The sequence below is a fragment of the Oceanobacillus sp. NCCP-135 genome (assembly GCF_059698015.1).
In genome coordinates this window covers 42,154-59,508 of the sequence record NZ_BAAKSZ010000017.1, presented here as the reverse complement: position 1 = coordinate 59,508, position 17,355 = coordinate 42,154, and the positions used below count along the sequence as shown (strand labels likewise).

Below are 17,355 nucleotides of genomic sequence, written 5' to 3'. Positions count from 1 at the left end.
AATCAGCTCCGTTCATTAGCTTTATCGCTTTCTTCTGTTGTTTCTCGTATGAGGTAGAGCGGTCTTTGTTTCGTTTCGTTGAATACTTTTCCAATATATAATCCAAGGATACCGAAGTTAAAAAAAATCAGTCCCCCGATAAAATAAATGGAAACCATCACACTGGTCCAGCCCTGTACAGGTTCATCCAGGAAAAAAAACCTTGCGAATAAATACATGCCATAAATAAAGGATACCGTAGAAATCAGAAATCCGAATTGAATCGACAAGCGAAGCGGCTTATTTGATTGGGAGATAACCGCATCTGTTGCCAGTGTGATCAGCTTCTTTAAATTATAAGAAGATTTCCCTGCTCTACGTGAATTATGTTCAATCGGAATACTCGCTGTTTTATAGCCCATCCATTGGATAAATAATGGAAAGAAGCGGTTCTGCTCACGCATTTTCCTGAAGCTCTGCACTACTTTTTGTGAGCTGATACTGAAATTGGCGATAGTATGATCAGACTTATGTCCAGTAAAATAATCGTAAACACGGTAAAAAATTTGCGATGACTTTCGTTTAAACCATTTATCCTGGCGCTCCACACGATTGCCGAAAACCACTTCATATCCTTCCAGTGCTTTTTCATATAATCGGGCTATTTCCTCAGGGCGATCCTGAAGATCACAATCCATAACGACGACCCAATCTCCAAATGCATGGTCAAGACCTGCAGTAATCGCATGGTGCTGACCGAAGTTTCGAGCGAGATCCAGTCCTTTTATCCGTCTATCACGTGCGCTTAATTGCAAAATTTCCTCCCACGCATTGTCCGGGCTTGCATCATTTACTAAAATAATTTCTAATTGGGCTGGGATTTTTTCCACTGCTACTGTTATCCGACTGCAAAGCTCTTGTAAACAGATTTTGCAGCCATATACCGGTATGACGACAGAAATTAATGGGGAGGAATTTTCCATTGATTCACATACCATTCCACTGTTTTTTTTAAGCCTGATTCCAATCGTTCTACCGGTTTCCAACCCAATTCATTTTCTAGTTTTGTTGCATCAACGGCATATCTTCTGTCATGTCCGAGGCGATCTTCGGTAAAAGTAATTAAATCCTTAAAGCTATTCAATGAAGATTTTTTTCTTAAATCCGGTTCAAGCTGATCAAGGATCTCACAAATTTCCGATGCTATTTCGATATTCGTTTTTTCATTTCCACCACCGATATTGTATGTCTCAAGCGGCTTCCCGTGATGATAGATGAGATCAAGTGCTCTGCAATGATCCTCAACATAGAGCCAATCCCGAATATTTTTTCCATCTCCGTAAATCGGGATGCTTTCTAGTGACAGTGCTTTTGAAATGATCGTTGGGATCAGCTTTTCCGCATGCTGCTTGGGTCCATAGTTGTTGGAACTACTGGAAATGACAATGTTCATTCCATACGTGGAACCATAGCTTTTCACAAGCATGTTTGCCCCTGCCTTAGAAGCACTATATGGATTGCGCGGGTCGTATGGTGTGTTCTCGTTGAACTTCCCTTCTTCCCCTAGTGAACCATAAACCTCATCCGTAGAGATTTGATGGAAGCGTCTTTTTGAAAGAACATTTTTTGATTCCCAGTCAGATCGGGCTGCTTGCAAGAGTACCATTGTCCCTAAAACATTCGATTTAATAAATTTCTTCGCATCTATGATGGAACGATCCACATGCGATTCTGCTGCGAAATGGATAATTCCGTCAATATCGTATTTGCTGAACATGTTACTTATTAAAAGCTCGTCGGTAATATCGCCTTGTATAAAATGAAAGTTATTTACGTTTTCTACTTCCCGTAAATTCTCTTTTGAGCCTGCATAAGTGAGTTTGTCGATATTTAACAACTGTCTATTCGGATATTTTTTCAGGAAATAATGGATGAAATTCGAGCCGATAAATCCTGCTCCACCTGTTATGAGTAAAGTTGGCTTTTGTTTATTCATTTCCCGCCAGCCCCAACATCGGATTTCGGTCGATCGACTCCCAGTATTGCTCTGAATGTTCCCGTTCGGCGATATCCATTAAATACTTTCCATAATCATTTTTTTCCATGGATTTACCTTTTTTGTATAACATGTCTCTTGATATATATCCTAAATAGAAGGCAATTTCCTCTAAGCAGGCAAGCTTGAAGCCCTGTCTTTGCTGGGTGATTTTTACAAACTCCGACGCTTCGAATAATGATTCATGTGTCCCTGCATCCATCCAGGCGAATCCTCTTCCTAATAATTCGACGTTCAGCTGACCGATTTTTAAATATTCCCTGTTCAGATCAGTGATTTCCAGCTCACCTCTGGCTGAAGGCTTAAGCTTTTTAGCCATTCTGACAGCTTTATGATCGTAAATATATAGACCTGTCACGGCAAAATCAGATCTTGGCTGTTCTGGTTTTTCTTCAAGTGAAATTACTTTTTGATGATGATCAAATTCCACCACACCAAACCTGCTGGCATCTTTCACCCGATAACCGAAAATAGTTGCATGTTTATGATTTTTAATAGCATTGCGAAGTAGTGTTGTAAAACCCTGACCATAAAAAATATTATCACCAAGCATTAATGTAACATCATCCTTTCCAATAAAATCTTCTGCTAATGTTAATGCTTCCGGAATGCCATTTGGATTATTTTGTTCACAGTATTTAAGTGAGATGCCAAGCGATTGTCCGTCGCCCAGCAGGTCTTCAAAACGTGATTTATCTTCTGGTGTACTAATAATCATAATCTCTTTGATCCCACCAAGCATCAGCACCGAAAGTGGGTAATAAATCATCGGCTTATCAAAAACCGCAAGTAAATGCTTATTAATACTATCCGTGCTCGGAGAAAGTCTCGTACCACTGCCCCCAGCTAGAATAATTCCTTTCATGTTTATCCACTCCTAGGGCGGTCACTGGAACCGCTCGAATTTTGTCGAATCAGAATTTATTCGCTTATGCGCATAGTAAAGTCTATTTATCAGTACCTTTTTTATGAAATTGTTAATCTTACATTTGTATTTCAAATATGTTTCGGAGTTGCGTTATTTGGAGTGGAATTTGAAAGCCTAAAAGAAATTATCGAAGGGAAGCTATTAAAAGCTAGTGCAATGCAGGTTATGCACGTGTCACCACATGGGCAGATTTTAGTTTTTAATCGACCAGAGCGGTGGGGTATCAGTTGGAGCGGTACGGATATCTCCCGGAGAGCAAAGATATCGCCCGGAGAATGAAAATATCACCCGGAGAATGAAAATATCGCCTGGAGAACGAGGAATATCGCCCGGAGCGGAGAAATATCGCCGGGAGAACGAATATATCGCCTGGAGAACGAGGAATATCGCCCGGAGCGGAGAAATATCGCCCGGAGCGGAGAAATATCGCCGGGAGCGGAGAAATATCGCCTGGAGAACGAATATATCGCCGGGAGCGGAGAAATATCGCCCGGAGCCCGAGAATATCGCCGGGAGAGCGAGGAATATCGCCCGGAGCGAGAATATATCGCCGGGAGAATGAGGAATATCGCCCGGAGCGAGAATATATCGCCCGGAGCCCGAGAATATCGCCCGGAGCCCGAGGGGTATCGTCCGGAAAACAAATATATCACCCGGAGAACTCCGACATCCCTCCAAGTCAAACGTCAGCGGCGGGACATAAATACCCCGAACCATTATCCAGTCCGGGGTACAGTATTAATCTATTTTTTAATCAAACTATCAACCTCTATTATCTATACTCTTTTGTGCAAGTTGCATTGTTGTCATGTCATCCATCGGTGGATTATGCAAGCCAGCACGAACATCACGGTAATAGCGCTGAAGTGGATTTTTTCTTGATAAACTCCGTGCGCCTACAACACGCATTGCTAGATCTACGACATCCACTGCTTTATTAACAACAGATAATTTTACTGCACCGAGCTCTGTCTTCATTGTTTGACGTATTTTCTTATTACTTTTATCCCATTTCCTTGCAACTGAATACAAAAAGTGCTCACTTTCCATTAGGAGAAGCTCCATTTCGCCTAATTTCTGCTTTACATTAGGCAGTTCCGAAATAGTGCCGTTAATGCTATTTGGTGAATAGCTTGTTGCAAAATCTACCGCATACTCTTGAGCAGCTCTAGCTATTCCTAAATAACAAGCTGGTATATGAAGCAGCCATCCTGCAGCAGGTTTATTTCCGAAAGTAATGTATTCTACTAAGTCATCCTTATCCACATGCACATTTTTTAAAACTAGGTCATGGCTGCCTGTGGCCCGCATGGCAATTGAGTCCCATGTTTCATCAATTTCTACGCCAGCTCGTTCTCGCTTAATCAGAAAATTACCTACCTGTTCTGTTCCTTCAATCGAGGCACTTACAACAAAATAATCAAGAATGGGAGCGGGAGTGGTAAACGTTTTTCTGCCATTAATTACCCATCCATCCTTGTCCTGTGTTGCATAAGTTTCAGGTTTTCCACCGCGTGTGGGACTTCCTGTCGCTGGTTCGGATGCAGCATTATTTAATAGTGCGCCTTTTTCCACAACATCAGTAGCGAACGCTTCGTATTTTTCATCAGACCATATGCGATTTTCACCAAGATGCTTCGTGATCCCCATATGCCAACCAATAGCTAGTGCAGTGGATCCATCTGATTTTGCGATCGTTTCCTGCATTCTCAATATTTCATATAAAGAGATACCCAAACCACCATATTCTACTGGAACGGTTAAAGAAGGGTAGCCAACTGAAATTAAATCTTTAAAATTAGCAAATGGAAAAGAACCTTCCTCATCATGTTTTTTTGCTCTATCAGTAAAAGGGTTTACTGTTTTTTCTACTAATGTAATCCTTTCTTCTGTGGATTGAAGATCTATAAGATTAATTGTTATTCCTCCTCATATTAATTCTGATGATAACAGTCGGATTTATATCTTTCATTATTTCACTCCAATAGGAAAAAATTAATTGTAAACAGGATAGCTTTCATTTTTTTAAAAAAACTGTCATTATACTAAGCCTAAATACCCGCTGAAACCAATTGAATAATACATAGAAAAATCAATCATTTCCTCAAATTTGAAGCCATTTTCCTAGATTTTAGTAGGCTGAAAAAATCAGAAAACGACAATTACTAGAAAATAGTACCTATGAAATAATTGAAAAACTATTGCTTTTTTAAAATTCTTCACTTATAATCACTTATAAATATTAAGTTAATTTTACAAATAGATTTCAGAAAATACAAAATGGTAACATCCTAGAAATTCTGTATTTAATTAGGCAGTTGGAATATGATAACCCTATGAAATTGGTGAGCAAAAAGTATAACTAACTAGAAGCCATCATCAGCGTTCGCTGTGTTTTAAATTTTCGGAAGAATAGGAAGAGAGCTTATTCTGAAATTATTATAGTAGCCAGATATCTTAATAAAAGATATTCATATTTATTATTTGAACTTAATTGTCTGAATGTTTTTCTGAATAATTATTTGCGCAGACAAACGGAGGAAGCTGAGAAAACTAAAAAAGTCGGGATTTAATCTAAGAAAGTTGAGATAAGTCAGTGATTCATATATTATCTTTGAATTATTTACCATTCTATCTCAACTATAGGCCTTTATCTTTCAACTTTAGATCAACATTTATCAATTCTGACTATAATTAAAATTGTTTGATTTTATATAATTTTATTAAAATAAATAAATATTGAATAAATCTATTATATACTTCTTATTCTTTTTTTAATTGTTATTAACGAAATTTTTTCAATATTATATCTTAATAAAAGGGGGAGAAAGACTATTGATATGTAATCAGCAAGAAAACGATCTTCTCAAGATAAAAAATTTACACACTGGATTTATCATTGATGGTGAATTACATAATGCGGTTGCAGATGTTAGTTTTGAAATTAAACCAAAAGAAGTGGTTTGTGTAGTAGGGGAATCAGGTTGCGGAAAAAGTGTTATGTCCTTATCTATTATGAAATTATTACCAAAGCTTAATTCAAAGATAGCAGCAGGAGAAATAGTATTTAATGAGGAAGATTTGACGAAGAAAACGGATAAAGAAATGAATAAAATACGCGGAAAAGATATTGCTATGATATTCCAAGAACCGATGACAGCTTTAAATCCTGTATTTACAATTGGTTCTCAATTGCAAGAAGTATTATTCAACCATTTAGATATTTCAAAGAAGGAAGCTCGGAAAAAAGCTATCGAATTACTGAGACAAGTTAATATATCTCGACCAGATCAGATAATTGATGAATATCCACATCAATTATCCGGTGGTATGCGTCAACGTGTGATGATCGCAATAGCAATTGCCCTACATCCTAAACTTTTAATTGCTGATGAACCAACAACTGCACTTGATGTTACGGTGCAAGCACAAATATTAGAATTGATGAAAGACATACGGGATAAAGAGGACATGGCAATTATGCTTATAACACATGATTTAGGTGTTGTAGCTGAAATGGCTGATAGGGTTATTGTAATGTATGCAGGTCAAATTGTAGAAACTTCCAATGTAGTTGATTTATTCACTAAATCAAAACATCCATACACGGAGGCACTTTTAGGTAGTATCCCCCGTATGGAGGAAAAAGTTAAAAAATTATATACGATTAGTGGTGTTGTCCCATCGTTGGAAAATATGCCAAAAGTTGGCTGTCGTTTTGCTGATAGATGTCCAAAAGCATTTGCTGACTGCACGAAAGTAACACCGAAACTTGCAGAGGTTGCTAATGGGCATTCTGCTAGATGTCTCCTTTATGATACATGCTACCCAGAGGAAGCTGCGAAAGAAAAGGAGGAAGTTAAACTATGAGTCAGCAAACGATCATAGCAGAAAACCAACATAAAACTAGTGAAAAAGAAACGTTGTTGGAAATTAGAAATTTAAAAAAATATTATCCTGTTACAGCTGGTTTTTTTAAACGAAAAGTTGGTGATGTGAAGGCAGTTGATGACATATCCTTAACGCTAAAAAAAGGAGAAACATTTGGTTTAGTTGGGGAGTCTGGGTGTGGTAAATCCACTGCTGGAAGAACTATTTTACGCTTAATGGATCCAACTGATGGACAAATTATTTTTGATGGGGAAGATATTACGAAATTGAGTGGATCAAAGTTAAGAAAAGCACGACAGAACTTTCAAATGGTATTTCAAGATCCATACGCATCGTTAAATTCAAAAATGATGGTTGGTCATTTAGTAGATGAACCAATCCGAAACTTTAGTAATAAATCACATGAAGAACTAAAAGAAGAAGTAAAAGCATTACTAAAACGTGTTGGTCTTCGTGAGGATGATTATTATAAATATCCACATGAGTTCTCAGGTGGCCAAAGACAACGTATTGGTATTGCCAGAGCATTGGCTTTAAATCCGAAATTGATAGTTGCTGATGAACCGGTAAGTGCATTGGATGTGTCGATTCAATCACAAGTACTAAATTTATTAAAAGATTTACAGGATGAATTCGATTTAACCTATTTGTTTATTGCGCATGACTTGAGTGTTGTTAAACATATGAGTGATCGAATTGGCGTTATGTACTTAGGAAATTTGGTTGAGATAGGAAATAACGATTCTCTATATAGTGAACCATTGCATCCGTATACACAAGCACTAACATCTGCAATCCCTGATCCTAATCCACTTAATAAAAAAGAGCGGATTATTTTGAAAGGAGATGTACCGAGTCCACAGAATCCGCCATCAGGCTGCGTGTTTCATACAAGGTGTCCAGTGGCGATGGCAAAGTGTAGTGAGATTGTACCTCAATTGAAGGAGGTGAGGCCAAATCATAATGTCGCATGTCTTTTATATGAAGATAATTAATACAAAAACGAAGGGGGAAAAACATTGAATAAGAAAATTTGGTTTTTATTAGTATTGTTACTCTCGTTTTCACTCGTATTGGCTGCTTGTGCTGATAGTGGATCAGATGATGGTGGTGATAGTGATGCAGATGCTACAGAAAATGATGGCGCAGAAGATGATGACGCAGAGAATGAAGCTGATTCAGATGAAGGGGAAGCTACAGGGGAACCTGATGTAAATGGTACGCTAACATATGCTGTAGACCAGGCACCTGAAGGGCTATTCATCGATGGTTTTGCTGGAAGTGCTATTGATAGTCAAATAATTGCCTTTATTTCCGATGGTTTGGTTAAAGTAAATGATGACTTGGAATACGAGCCTCATCTTGCAAGTTGGGAAACAGAGGATAATAAAGTTTTTACTTTTAAACTAGAAGAAGGCGTAAAATGGCATAATGGAGAAGAGCTAACAATGGAAGACTGGCAATTTGCAATTGAGGTACTTGCTCATGCTGATTATGAGGGTCCACGATATAATTATGTCAGTGAAATCGAAGGAGCAGAGGAGTACCGCGCAGGTGAAGCAGATACTGTTACAGGTTTCGAGCTTGTCGATGATTATAATGCAGTCATTACATTTAAAGAAGCAAGAGTAAATAACTTAGAAAACCTATGGACAACTCCAATGCCTAAGAAAGAATTAGAAGGAATTGAAGTAGCTGATTTAATGGAATCTCCTGAAGTTCGAGAAAATGCTGTAGGTCTTGGACCATTTAAAGTAAAAGAAATCGTTCAAGGGGAATATGTTAGTCTGGAACGTTTTGATGATTATTGGCAAGGAGAACCTAAATTAGCAGAAGTATTAATTCAAGTAATCGATCCTTCACTAACGTTAGGAGCGCTTCAAAATGGCGAGATAGATATTATGGAAGTTCGTCCTGATGACATTCCTGAGTTAGAGAATTTAGATCATATTAACGTAGTAGAACAAGAAGGACTTGGATATTCTTATGTTGGTTTCCGATTTGGTAGCTATGATGATGAAGCCAGAACTGCAGTAGATGATTACGATAAATATGATAGCAAGGAATTGCGTCAAGCCATGTTTTATGCACTCGATCGTGAAGCGATTGTAAATTCATATCTTGGTGGAAAGGCAAATATTGTGAATACGCCAATTCCTTCCGTACATTGGATTGCTGCAGATGAATCAGAGCTAACTCAATATAACTATGATCCGGATAAAGCAGCAGAATTGCTTGATGAGGCAGGATATGTGGATACAAATGACGATGGATTCAGAGAAGATCCAAATGGAGATGAATTTGTCATAAAGTTTGGACACTATGCAGGTCCTGCAGCATTTGAAGGACGTTCTCAAGCAATTATGCAAAACTGGAACGATGTTGGATTGAAAACAGAACTGGCAACAGGACAATTGATAGAATTCAATACGTACAATGAAATGAAAGACAATGACGACGAGAACATTCAAGTATTCTTTGGTGCATGGAGTGTGGGTACAGATCCAGACCCATCTGGATTATGGCATAGTACTTCTGAATGGAACTATGGACGCTGGTTAAATGAAGAATCAGATGCCCTTCTGGAGGATGGATTAAGTGAAGCATCATTTGATCAGGATTACCGTGCTAATGTGTATGTTGAATGGCAAAAACTATATAACGAAGAACTTCCAGGACTACCACTTTGGGAAAATGTTGACTTATATGGTATAAATGATCGGTTAAACGATGTTGGTATTTATGCAGGTGGTTTAAAAGATTATCATGAATGGTATGTCTCAGAGTAAATTAGCACTTAAACTGTAGATAAGGAGAAATGAACATGCTAACATATGCTTTACGCAGAATACTATCAATGATTCCTATGCTCATCCTTATCTCCGTAATTGTATTTTCCCTGGCTAAACTAATGCCAGGGGACCCTTTTGGGGGAGAAATTGACCCAAATAACACAAGTCCGGAATATATTGAAGAAATGAGAGAAAAGCTCGGATACAATGATCCGATACCTGTGCAATATCAAAGATGGGTCACTAACTTTGTACAAGGAGATTTGGGAAAATCAACAACATATAAAAAGCCGGTTATAGATGTAGTTATCGAACGGTTACCAAATACGCTGTTTCTTGCTCTTTCCGCATTATTTATTACATATGTACTAGCATTTATTATGGGAATGTATTCTGGTAGAAGACCATACACGGTTGGAGATAATTTAATAGCAACATTTAATTACACTGGTATAGCTATACCACAATATATAATTGCAATCGTTGCAATATACTTTTTTGCATTTCAGTTAGGTTGGCTACCATCTCATGGATCTATAACTCCAGGACTTGAAAAGGGTACATTGGAGTTTTGGAGCGATAGGATTTATCATGTAATAATGCCTGCAATTACATTAGGCTTGTTTTCTACAGCGTCTTATACACAGTTTTTACGTAATGATATTGTTCAAAATAGCCAACAAGATTATGTACGAAGTGCAAGAGCAAGGGGAACTAAAGAATCTATTATCTATAATAAGCATATTCTAAGAAACTCGATTATACCTCTTGTAACATTTTTTGGATTCGACTTAGCAACATTAATTGGAGGCGCAATTATAACTGAAACAATTTTTACATATCCGGGTATTGGTATGTTATTTGTTGATTCAGTTACTACAAGAGATTATCCCGTGGTCATGACCTTAACCTTGCTGTTTTCCTTATTGACTTTAGTGGGTAACCTAGTTTCCGATTTATTATACGGGGTCGTTGATCCTAGAATTCGTTATTAAGGGGGAGTTGTTAATGGAACCAGCAGTAAACACGTCCACAGAGGTAGGCAGCCAACGAAAATTTGATTCCACTTGGACAATAGCCCGGAAGAAATTTAAGAAAAGAAAACTAGCAATGATAAGCTTATTCTTTCTTGTTTTTATGATAATCATATCATTTTTGGCGCCATATATTACATCTGAGGATATTACAAGAGTTAATTTAACAGGGATAAATTTGGAGCCTTCCAGTGACCATTGGCTGGGTACAGACCGTAATGGCAGGGATGTATATACAAGAACATTATATGGAGGACAAGTCTCTCTTACCATTGGTTTACTATCCATGTTTTTCGTAACATTGATTGGATCTTTCTTCGGTTCAGTTGCAGGATTTTATGGAGGTTGGATTGACAATCTTTTAATGCGTTTTACGGATTTTATACTAACACTTCCGTTTATGGTTTTTGCGATTGTGTTGAACGCAATTATGCTCCAATACGAAGTAGTAACCAGTATGTGGAGTTTAATTATTGTTTTCAGCCTATTGGGCTGGGGTGGCGTAGCACGTATCGTTCGAAGTAAAATTCTTGCAGAGAAAGAAAATGAATATGTTCTTGCAGCCACTTCAATTGGGTGTAAACCATCCAAAGTTATTATTAAGCATTTGTTTCCAAATGTTATGACAACTGTTATTGTCCAAGCTACCCTGCTACTTGCAGCATACATAGTTGCAGAAGCAGGATTGAGCTTTATTGGGCTTGGTATACCGCCTGAAGTACCAAGTTGGGGTAATATGTTAATGGAAGCAAGACAAACTGATGTCTTGCAAAATAAACTGTGGATTTGGGTCCCACCCGCAGTATGTATCACATTGACCATTTTGGCGATAAACTTTGTTGGTGAAGGTTTAAAGGATGCTTTTGATCCTAAAACGACTAAAAGATAAAGATTTTAATATTGTAAATTAAACCCGAATAATGGACAGCCATTTTTCGGGTTTTTATAGTACATAAAACAGCAAATTTAATATTATAAACTAAAAACGATCAAGTTAAAATAGAAGTCGTGTAATTTTGTTTACTATTTTAAATATTAAGAAGCCGATCTATGGAAAAGATAATTTATCAAACAATATCCGATGTAAAGAAAGGAAAGTTTGCAATGTAAAATAGAATAATGAACCAAATAAAACTTCGCAAACATTAACCGAGGTGTAAACATGTTGTTTAAGGAAAAAAACTTTCTTATTTTATGGTTGGGTCAACTTGTTTCTATTTTTGGAGGAAGGTTCAGTGAACTTGTTGTACCATGGATGGTTCTTCAAATAACTAATTCACCAATTAAGGCTGCAGTTGTAGCGATAAGTACGCAAATCGCCCCACTATTATTTTCCCTTCCAGCAGGTGTTTGGATTGAAAACAAATCCAAGAAAGAGGTTGCAAAGTATTCTGAATTACTACGCACGGTGACTATGTTCATGCTTGTCATCATTATTTGTCTGGATCAATTCAATGTATGGACGATTTCAACTATATTGTTTCTAACTGGTACAGCCAGTTTGTTTAATAGAATTTCAATTAGCTCATTGCTACCTGGTATTGCTGGTCGCAAGCGCCTTGTGGAAGCCCATAATTATATGGAAGCTGCTGATGCGGTTAGTACACTAATTGGTCCCTTATTGGCTGGCTTCGTTTTAACTGCCATCGGTGCTGCAGCCACGCTAGGAATTGGCGCTTTTTCATTTTTACTTTCCTTTATTAGTATTAGCTTTTTAATCGTTGTCCAGAAAGAACCGTTACAAAGCAAACGTGAATTAAATCCAAAAAGTTCTTTCAAACAGGGATTACATGGAGTTAAGTTATTATTCTCATCAAAGCTACAACGCTTTATCACATTGAATCATTCCATTCTTAACTTTTCAACGCATGCAATAAGTTTACTTGTCATTATCTATGCGCAACAAGAATTGGAATTATCTGCCGCACAAACAGGATTTCTTTTAGCTGGAGCTGGTGCAGGAAATATTGTTGGGATATTTTTAATGAATCGGCTAAAAGATGTGCATTGGAATAAACTCTATGGATCTATCTTGTTGGTTTCTGGATCTGGGGTTGTCCTTGTTGTGCTTTCTTCAAACCTGTGGTGGGCGTTCCTTGGAATGTTTCTGTTTGATGGTGCTCTATCAATGGCTTTTGTTGTTAATGGTGCAGCAAGGCAAACAGTGACATCTGATCCATTTCTGGCGCGTGTAAGCAGTGGAGGAATCTTACTTACAGGAATTGTGGTTATAGTAGCTAATGGGTATGCAGGATTTGGAGCTGAATTAATTAATCCTGTATCAGCTCTATTATTTTGCGCTCTTGTTTTGTTGCTCAATAGTGTTATTTCATTTATGTATAAAAATATAAAAAAATCAATCTCCTCTTTTGGCGTAGAGTGAATAGAAAAATGGGGGATGTCATTGCAATAAAGAGGCTGTCAATTTAGTGAACCCTATCAATATCTAAAGAGAATAATAGTTGAAAACCTTCGAAGACTATCATAAAAACAATCATAGTAATTTTAGATGAGAGATTTTTTTATTTTTATATCACATTTAGGTACTTTATATCTTATAAACAATGCGATCTTTATGTAATATATAGATAACAACGTTACTAAAATTCCTTAGGAGGTTGGTTATGTCACAAAAAATTGCAGTTGCAGTTGTTCATGGCGCAGGTACTCCAGATGAAAACTTTGCTGATGAAATAATAAAACGTATTGCTACAAGATTTGCTAGAAAACTGTCCATAAAAAATGCAACAGAGGAATTAGTATTCGAATCGGTATTTTGGTCATCGATATTCGAACCTGCACAAAAGGAATTATGGAATAATTTACAAGCAACATCTAATCTTCGTTTTTCTAGGTTGAGGAGGTTTGTTATTGAGTTTTTGGCTGATGCTATAGCATATCAACCTACAGTTTTAGGGAATCAAAATTATGATAAAGTCCATTCCTTTATTGCAAACTCCATAAATAAATTAAGATGTAAAGCTGGGCCACATGCTCCGCTTTGCGTTATCAGTCATAGCTTAGGATCGATTGTTGCCAGTAACTATTTCTATGATTTGCAATATAGGCGTGAAAATAGGGGTGTGGAAACAGTAAAGTGTACAAGCGATTCCCCTATTGAACAATGTGAAACACTAACATTATTCTATTCAATGGGTAGTCCGATGGCATTATGGTCATTACGCTATATTGATTTTGGCTCCCCGATCACAGTCCCATCACCAATGCTAAATAAATTTTACCCGACTATTCAAGGAGAATGGCTTAATTTTTATGATAAAGATGATGTACTTGCATACCCATTAAAAGGAGTTAATGCTGCATACCACAAGGCAGTCACGAGGGATGTAGCAGTAAATGTCGGCGGAATAGTAACGAGTTGGAATCCGCTATCACATAATCAATATGATAAAGACGATGAGGTGATGAGGCTGATTGTAGATGGTTTAGTGCGGACATGGAAAACCATTAATGGCCAATAAGCAAACCAATTCTAGGAAAGGAAGAGCATATGCTGAACGAAAAGGATAGACTAAAGAAATTAGTCGGTGAAGAATCGGTAAATTACATTAAAGATGGTATGAAGATAGGGCTGGGGTCGGGATCAACTGTATACTGGATGATTAATCAGCTTGGAGAACTAGTGAAAGAAGGCTTGACTATTGAAGGGATCCCTTCTTCCGTTCAAACAAAGAAATGGGCAGAACAATTCGGGGTACCGCTTACTGATTTTTCCCAAGTTAAACGGCTTGATCTGACCATTGATGGTGCTGATGAAGTAGATGAAAATTATCAGCTTATGAAAGGTGGTGGGGGCGCACTTTTTCGGGAAAAAGTAATAGCTGCAGCTGCAAAAGAATTGATTATTATCGTGGATCAAACGAAAATGGTTACACAGTTAGGGGAATATCCGTTACCAGTAGAAGTCTTGCCATTTGGTTGGCAAATCACAGCGGATCTTATTTCCAAGTTAGGCTGTGTTCCTCAATTGCGAAAAATAGAGGACAAGCCCTTTGTATCTGATAATGGGAATTATATACTGGATTGTCCTTTTCAACAGATATCCAATCCGGATACACTAAATGGAGCATTAAAAAGAATTGTCGGTGTTGTAGAAACCGGTTTGTTTATCGGAATGACGGATAAAGTTATCGTTGGGGATAACGGGCAAGTAAGAACGATAGATGTCTAAGGGATATTTTTGAAAATCCCTCCTCCGATAATCGAGCAAGTAAAAACGATAAATGTCTATGGAGTAACAATTTATATCGGTTTCTCCCAAGCGCACCTGAAAGACCTGTAATAATGGGGTGAAAGATGGAGTTAAAAGGGGGAATACAATGCAGATTACTAGTGAATTGGGACAGGAAATCATTAAACGGCTTGCCGAGTATATCGATGTTGATATGAATATAATGAATCTTGACGGTAGAATTGTTGCAAGCACAAATCCTCTCAGAGTTAACGAGATTCATAGTGGAGCCATTGAAGTAATTAAAACTAATACAAAGTTATTTTTGAAGGAAACTAATATACAGCATTATCCTGGTACAATGCCTGGTGCAAATCTTCCAATCATGCACCAGGAGAAAATATCCGGAGTAGTAGGAGTGAGTGGGAAACCTGAAGAGATTATCAGAATTACGGGATTAATTCGTGTTTCCGTTGAAATTATTTTGGAACAACTATATATTCAAAGACAAGCATATTTTAAAGAAATACAGTGGAATAACTTCCTGCAACAGCTGCTTCATCCAAGTGGGTATAATGAGAAAAAACTAGAAGAGGAAGCCATATACAACTTAAAAATAAACACAGCTGCACCTTGGCGTGTGATTGTGATTAGTGGAGTGAATGTTCTGGAAAAAATAGAAACTGTACAAGGCCGAATAACTGCGCTCCATAAAAATGTTCTGTTTGTATTGCCATTTCAAGAACAGATAGTCATTACAGTCTCCATAACCAATGAGGAAGTCGAGAAACTTATCGAGCGAATCAAGCTAAAGGAGCTGATAATTGGGGTAGGAGAGTCAGGATTTGGGCTGAAAGGGATTAGACAATCGTATAATCAGGCAAAACAAGCATTATCTTTTAATAAAGGAGCATCAGCCGTTACTTATAGTGACAATTGGAAAATTAAACGATTAACTACCTCCATTTCTGATGAGGAATATCAACATATTTGCCTGCATTTTGAAAATCTGCTTCATAACATGGAAAAAACCTATATTGAAACAGTTGACACCTATTTAGATAATAATTTCTCCATAAAAGAAACAGCGAATTCCCTGCATATACATCGCAATACACTTCATTATCGTTTAGATCAAATGAAAGAAAAGACAGGGTTGGATCCACGTGTTTTTCAAGATGCCTTTATTTTGAAAATAATTAGAAGCAGGCAATTATGACTGTGCAAATGCACAAATTATTTTGATTACCTTCAGAGAAATTTCATTTATTTCTCCAATTGTAAACGCTATCAAAATGCTGTTAAATGATAATAAGACCTACGAGAAGCGTACAAAGGAGTACATTATGAGAATTGTCGTCACACCAGATTCATTTAAAGGAAGCCTGACTTCTATCCAGGCAGCTGAAACAATTAAAAAAGCAATTAAAGAAGTGCTTCCCACATCACAGATTGTTTTAAAGCCAATGGCTGATGGCGGTGAGGGGACGCTCGAGGCTATGCTTAAAGCAACGAAGGGCGAGCGGATCCCGATAGCATGTACAGGGTCACTTGGAGAAAAACTTGACACAAGCTATGCCATTGTTGATAAGCAGACAGCCATCATTGAATGTGCAAGCATTGCGGGATTAGTTCAAGTTCCACAAAAGAAGCGGAATCCGGATTTTACTACTTCTTATGGGATCGGTGAAGTCATCATCGATGCATTAGATAGGGGGTGCACTGATTTTGTGCTTGGTCTAGGCGGAAGCTCCACCAATGATGGTGGGCTTGGAATGCTGCAGGCACTAGGCATGAAAGCAATTGATACAGATGGTAAACAGGTTGGGATTTTTGGGAAGGACCTGAAACAGGTGCAGAAGGTAAGTTTTTCAAAAATGGATGCAAGAATAGCAAAAGCATCCATAAAGATTGCATGTGATGTGGATAATCCACTTTGTGGTGCAAGGGGGGCAACAGCTGTTTACGGACCACAAAAAGGGGCTACAGATGAGCAAATCGAGCAATATGATCAGTATTTGGACGATTATGGTGATTTAATAGAAGCAGAAATTAACGAGTCATTAAAAGATATTCCAGGATCTGGTGCTGCAGGTGGACTTGGTTTTGCCATGCTGGCACTTGGTGCAAATCTTGTTTCAGGGGCAGAGCTTTTAGCTAAGGCGATCAAGGTTGAGGAAGCAATTCGGCAAGCCGACCTTGTTATTACAGGGGAAGGCCAAAGTGATGAACAGACACTATACGGGAAAGCACCAGGTTATATTGCTTTACTAGCGAAAAAGTATCATGTGCCAGTTGTTCTAATTTCAGGAAGTCTTGATGGAGATTTAGATGTTTTAAGGGAGAGATTTTCAGGCTGTTTTTCTATTGTGAATAAGCCACTATCGCTTCATGTATGTATGGAAAATGCAGAGAAGTTGCTTTATGAACAGACAAAGCAGGTTATTCATTTGATTAGTTCAATTTAAAAAGGGGTTGAGAAA

General features: G+C 37.7%; 16 protein-coding genes. 12 read left to right on the top strand and 4 right to left on the bottom strand.

Annotation, left to right across the window (positions count from 1 at the left end; all coding sequences use genetic code 11):
* Window positions 1–2 precede the first annotated feature (2 nt).
* From AC6HVZ_RS12830 to rfbA, 3 genes are read right to left on the bottom strand one after another with little or no spacing between them, the layout of a single operon-like run.
* The gene (locus AC6HVZ_RS12830) at window positions 3–962 is read right to left on the bottom strand and encodes a glycosyltransferase family 2 protein (RefSeq protein ID WP_497558563.1); all 960 of its coding nucleotides are present in this window, start codon (window positions 960–962) and stop codon (window positions 3–5) included.
* The gene (gene rfbB, locus AC6HVZ_RS12825; RefSeq protein ID WP_497558562.1) at window positions 941–1,975 is read right to left on the bottom strand and encodes a dTDP-glucose 4,6-dehydratase; all 1,035 of its coding nucleotides are present in this window, start codon (window positions 1,973–1,975) and stop codon (window positions 941–943) included. The genes AC6HVZ_RS12830 and rfbB overlap by 22 nt, the downstream gene beginning before the upstream one ends.
* Window positions 1,968–2,900, bottom strand: a complete 933-nt coding sequence (rfbA, locus tag AC6HVZ_RS12820) for a glucose-1-phosphate thymidylyltransferase RfbA (RefSeq protein WP_497558561.1) — start codon at window positions 2,898–2,900, stop codon at window positions 1,968–1,970. The genes rfbB and rfbA overlap by 8 nt, the downstream gene beginning before the upstream one ends.
* Window positions 2,901–2,966: 66 nt before the next feature.
* Between rfbA and AC6HVZ_RS12815 the strand changes: the two genes are divergently transcribed.
* Together AC6HVZ_RS12815 and AC6HVZ_RS12810 are read left to right on the top strand one after the other, a co-directional pair.
* Entirely contained in the window at window positions 2,967–3,242 is a 276-nt protein-coding gene (locus AC6HVZ_RS12815; RefSeq protein ID WP_497558560.1) for a hypothetical protein, read from the top strand.
* A gap of 16 nt (window positions 3,243–3,258) precedes the next feature.
* The gene (locus AC6HVZ_RS12810; protein ID WP_497558559.1) at window positions 3,259–3,525 is read left to right on the top strand and encodes a hypothetical protein; all 267 of its coding nucleotides are present in this window, start codon (window positions 3,259–3,261) and stop codon (window positions 3,523–3,525) included.
* A 200-nt stretch (window positions 3,526–3,725) separates the two neighbouring features.
* On the opposite strand, the gene AC6HVZ_RS12805 is transcribed toward AC6HVZ_RS12810, so the two are convergent.
* Window positions 3,726–4,880, bottom strand: a complete 1,155-nt coding sequence (locus AC6HVZ_RS12805) for an acyl-CoA dehydrogenase family protein (RefSeq protein WP_497558586.1) — start codon at window positions 4,878–4,880, stop codon at window positions 3,726–3,728.
* 918 nt (window positions 4,881–5,798) lie between these two features.
* On the opposite strand from AC6HVZ_RS12805, the gene AC6HVZ_RS12800 reads away from it, so the two are divergent.
* The 10 genes from AC6HVZ_RS12800 (at window position 5,799) to AC6HVZ_RS12755 (ending at window position 17,340) form a co-directional block, all read left to right on the top strand.
* Window positions 5,799–6,833, top strand: a complete 1,035-nt coding sequence (locus AC6HVZ_RS12800; RefSeq protein WP_497558558.1) for an ABC transporter ATP-binding protein — start codon at window positions 5,799–5,801, stop codon at window positions 6,831–6,833.
* Window positions 6,830–7,849: an ABC transporter ATP-binding protein gene (locus AC6HVZ_RS12795; RefSeq protein WP_497558557.1), complete on the top strand. Its 1,020-nt coding sequence runs from the start codon at window positions 6,830–6,832 to the stop codon at window positions 7,847–7,849. The genes AC6HVZ_RS12800 and AC6HVZ_RS12795 overlap by 4 nt, the downstream gene beginning before the upstream one ends.
* A gap of 24 nt (window positions 7,850–7,873) precedes the next feature.
* Complete coding sequence (gene opp4A, locus AC6HVZ_RS12790; RefSeq protein ID WP_497558556.1) at window positions 7,874–9,643, top strand: oligopeptide ABC transporter substrate-binding protein; 1,770 nt, start codon at window positions 7,874–7,876, stop codon at window positions 9,641–9,643.
* Between the two features lie 35 nt (window positions 9,644–9,678).
* Window positions 9,679–10,641, top strand: a complete 963-nt coding sequence (gene opp4B, locus AC6HVZ_RS12785; protein WP_497558555.1) for an oligopeptide ABC transporter permease — start codon at window positions 9,679–9,681, stop codon at window positions 10,639–10,641.
* Between the two features lie 13 nt (window positions 10,642–10,654).
* Window positions 10,655–11,569 (top strand): oligopeptide ABC transporter permease, encoded by a 915-nt coding sequence (opp4C, locus tag AC6HVZ_RS12780; RefSeq protein WP_497558554.1) that lies wholly within the window; start codon window positions 10,655–10,657, stop codon window positions 11,567–11,569.
* 276 nt (window positions 11,570–11,845) lie between these two features.
* Window positions 11,846–13,063: an MFS transporter gene (locus AC6HVZ_RS12775; protein WP_497558553.1), complete on the top strand. Its 1,218-nt coding sequence runs from the start codon at window positions 11,846–11,848 to the stop codon at window positions 13,061–13,063.
* 241 nt (window positions 13,064–13,304) lie between these two features.
* Window positions 13,305–14,162 (top strand): chemotaxis protein, encoded by an 858-nt coding sequence (locus tag AC6HVZ_RS12770; RefSeq protein WP_497558552.1) that lies wholly within the window; start codon window positions 13,305–13,307, stop codon window positions 14,160–14,162.
* A 29-nt stretch (window positions 14,163–14,191) separates the two neighbouring features.
* The gene (gene rpiA, locus AC6HVZ_RS12765) at window positions 14,192–14,872 is read left to right on the top strand and encodes a ribose-5-phosphate isomerase RpiA (protein WP_497558551.1); all 681 of its coding nucleotides are present in this window, start codon (window positions 14,192–14,194) and stop codon (window positions 14,870–14,872) included.
* 148 nt (window positions 14,873–15,020) lie between these two features.
* Window positions 15,021–16,091, top strand: a complete 1,071-nt coding sequence (locus AC6HVZ_RS12760; RefSeq protein WP_497558550.1) for a CdaR family transcriptional regulator — start codon at window positions 15,021–15,023, stop codon at window positions 16,089–16,091.
* A 127-nt stretch (window positions 16,092–16,218) separates the two neighbouring features.
* Window positions 16,219–17,340: a glycerate kinase gene (locus tag AC6HVZ_RS12755; protein ID WP_497558549.1), complete on the top strand. Its 1,122-nt coding sequence runs from the start codon at window positions 16,219–16,221 to the stop codon at window positions 17,338–17,340.
* Window positions 17,341–17,355: the final 15 nt, after the last annotated feature.

Coding starts and splice junctions, on each gene's coding strand:
- AC6HVZ_RS12795 (WP_497558557.1), top strand. CDS start 6,830: ATGAGTCAGCAAACGATCATAGCAGAAAACCAACATAAAACTAGTGAA.
- AC6HVZ_RS12810 (WP_497558559.1), top strand. CDS start 3,259: ATGAAAATATCGCCTGGAGAACGAGGAATATCGCCCGGAGCGGAGAAA.
- opp4C (WP_497558554.1), top strand. CDS start 10,655: ATGGAACCAGCAGTAAACACGTCCACAGAGGTAGGCAGCCAACGAAAA.
- AC6HVZ_RS12755 (WP_497558549.1), top strand. CDS start 16,219: ATGAGAATTGTCGTCACACCAGATTCATTTAAAGGAAGCCTGACTTCT.
- rpiA (WP_497558551.1), top strand. CDS start 14,192: ATGCTGAACGAAAAGGATAGACTAAAGAAATTAGTCGGTGAAGAATCG.
- opp4B (WP_497558555.1), top strand. CDS start 9,679: ATGCTAACATATGCTTTACGCAGAATACTATCAATGATTCCTATGCTC.
- rfbB (WP_497558562.1), bottom strand. CDS start 1,975: ATGAATAAACAAAAGCCAACTTTACTCATAACAGGTGGAGCAGGATTT.
- AC6HVZ_RS12760 (WP_497558550.1), top strand. CDS start 15,021: ATGCAGATTACTAGTGAATTGGGACAGGAAATCATTAAACGGCTTGCC.
- AC6HVZ_RS12770 (WP_497558552.1), top strand. CDS start 13,305: ATGTCACAAAAAATTGCAGTTGCAGTTGTTCATGGCGCAGGTACTCCA.
- AC6HVZ_RS12830 (WP_497558563.1), bottom strand. CDS start 962: ATGGAAAATTCCTCCCCATTAATTTCTGTCGTCATACCGGTATATGGC.
- AC6HVZ_RS12815 (WP_497558560.1), top strand. CDS start 2,967: ATGCGCATAGTAAAGTCTATTTATCAGTACCTTTTTTATGAAATTGTT.
- rfbA (WP_497558561.1), bottom strand. CDS start 2,900: ATGAAAGGAATTATTCTAGCTGGGGGCAGTGGTACGAGACTTTCTCCG.